This is a genomic window from Okeania sp. SIO2F4, from assembly GCF_010672385.1.
GTDB lineage: Bacteria > Cyanobacteriota > Cyanobacteriia > Cyanobacteriales > Microcoleaceae > Trichodesmium.
In genome coordinates, this window is the sequence record NZ_JAAHGT010001132.1 from 1 (window position 1) to 2,751 (window position 2,751).

1 protein-coding gene is annotated in these 2,751 nt (G+C 38.9%); it reads right to left on the reverse strand.

Annotated features, from left to right (window positions below):
• Window positions 1–386: 386 nt before the first annotated feature.
• Entirely contained in the window at window positions 387–1,793 is a 1,407-nt protein-coding gene (locus F6K22_RS37950) for a hypothetical protein (protein WP_293110012.1), read from the reverse strand.
• Between the last annotated feature and the right edge of the window lie 958 nt (window positions 1,794–2,751).

Sequence of the window (2,751 nt, forward strand, 5' to 3'; positions counted from 1 at the left end):
TCTATATTCATTTAAACCCAGTCCTTAAGTACAGGTTCTTAGAGCTGATAGCTGACTGCTAATAGCTGAATGCTTACCTTTAGCCACTGAAATATCTATCTTTTTGCTCAAACCCTACTACGAGCTTTATTTATAACTTATTAACAGTATCTAAAGCTGATTAACTGCTAGGAGTGTCAACAAAAACAATTAGACGATGGGAAACTGAAGGAAGAATAAAAATGAAGGGTGGAGCCTAGGGATAGCTATACCACCTCTTCAGAATTTTATTACTACATCTACAGGACTAACATTACAGCAGTTTCGGAGTTATTGAGGTACAAAATTTTATCACTTTAGTAAATTTAGTAAATAGGGAAGACAGATTAGTCTTCAACTGTACCTCATTATCCTAAAAAGTCATGTAATTCATAATAGGTTAAGGCATGATTTTCATTACCAAAAAAGAATCTTTCAAAATTTTTGGTATTCATAGTCATACCATCTAGTTCAAAAATAACCTGATTGTTACCAGAACCGAAACTAATATTATCAAATTGATCTATCTTGTAAGAGCCAAGGCTGAGTCTATCATAACCGGCACCACCTCTGATTCTAGCGTCACCAAAACCTTCAACAAAGTCATTCCCTCTACCCATAAATATATTGACGTCACCTCCAAAACTGGAGGCTTCTATTCTATCATCTCCATAACCCATATGAATCTCACTGCCAAAAATACCGTGAGAATTTTTTCCGCTTGCCTCGCCAATTAGAGTATCCGGTGCATTGCCCATATCAATGTAGCTCTCAAAAATACCGTAAGAATTGGTTCCGCTGGCTTTGCCAATTAGAATATCCTGTTTATCACCCATATAAATGTCGCCACCAGAAATACCGTAAGAATTGGTTCCCTTTGCCTCGCCAGTTAGACTATCCTTTCCATTTCCGGTACGAATCACGCCGTTTGTGTTGTCAATAGCGATCGCTTTGTCCTCAACCAGGGCAAAAGCATCGGCAACAGAAACAGCCGCAGCTTGATTTCCCGGTGTGGCAGTGGACAAAGCAGACGCAGCAGATTGTGACAAGGTCGCAGCACTAGAAGTAGCTGTAGCAGTGATAGTATCACGACCCGTAGCCGTAGTCATTATGCCATTTTTATTATTAATACCTCTGGCAATGATAGTTCCCTCAGCTAAACTTTGAGCAAATGCTCCTGCCAAAGCTGTGACACCATCTGAAACAGGGGCTTTGGCAATAGCCTCGACAATTGCTGAGGCATCTGCTGTAGCTGTTGCGACTGCTGCCACAGAACCTTCGGTACCACCAGAAATACCATCCTGACCCCGACCGTTGTAAATTTCGCCACCAGAGTTATCAATACCATCAGCAGTGGACTTAACTTTTATGGAGGCAAAAGCATTAGTAATAACACCAGTATCAGCAGTCTCAGCAACAGCTATGGCTTCAGATACTGATTGTGCTACAGCGGAAATGTTGGATGTTGCAGTACCTTTTACTGTATCTGGTCCTTCTTCTGTCCTGATAATTCCATTATTATTAATACCCTTAGCAGCAACATTAAAGCTGAAACTAAATTCGGTAGAGGCAATAACAGAGTTGATATTTTGACCTGCTGCTCCAACAAGCGCTTCCACACCAAAGTCACTATGTGCATAGTCAGTACCAATGAGCTTATCAGCTCCCTCACCTGTCTTTACGGTGGAGGACTTGGGGTTGAAGAGCGGTATCCCCAGATCAATTACATTTGAGTTGTCATCAAAATGTACGTGACTCAAGTTTAAACCTTTCATAAAAAATACCTCTTAAAACGATAAATAAAAAAGTAGAAGCAGTCCATAGCGGACATCTTAGTTGGTGCTTGTAGCGGTTTTCACAAAGGTAGACTACGGAAATAAAGATAAGTATGTTTGCAGTTTTATAAGTTACAGACTTGATAGTTTTATTCCATGTTAAGTTGTTAAGTTAATCAGGACTTACGCATGAGGTACGAAAAAATGGGATTAGAGATTGCTTCCCTGTGGGTCGCAATGACGAAAATACGTTGCAGGTGCGTAAGTCCTATTAATAAAAACCGCTATCAACATTTTCTGATTAAAAAAATCTCTGTTTGGGTAGCATAACCTAGGAAAAGTAAGTCTAGACAAGGGAATAACGTTAATGCTCTCAAAAAGGCTGTTTGAGCATCATTCCCCATGAAAAGCTTCGCCAGAAAAGGATTTATGCCTTTTTGACGTAAAAACCTATACCTATCTATATTTGAGTCTATTTGTCTAAGTCCTAGGATCTTTCAAAGAACTTAACTTTAAACTTTGTTTTGTTTGAGTTTTTTAATATGACTAAATCATATCCAGAATAATTGGGGAGTGGTTGCCAATTTGGCAGGTTTATTGGGGGAAGCGATCTCCAATTCTAATTCTACTCTAGTTACCATACCAAGTGTGTTATTCCCAATATCATAAACTTTGCCAGACTTGAACTTTCTATTTATTAGACATATGGTGATAATCAAAAATAAAATCAATCCCATACGCAAAAATTATCAATTCTTTCTCCCTGTTCCCAGTTAAGTTTTAAGTGTTCCCTCTTTTCCACCAGAGGTCTATTTAGGGTTTGCTTATTGAAAGTCTTTTTGCTCTTTGTAGGAGACAGGAGGAACGGGGAATTTAGAAGGGGTAGGAGTAAGAATTGTCTCTCAATTTTTCTGCCATAATCATCCTAAGATACTAGTATGCATGAGCTTTATAAGTG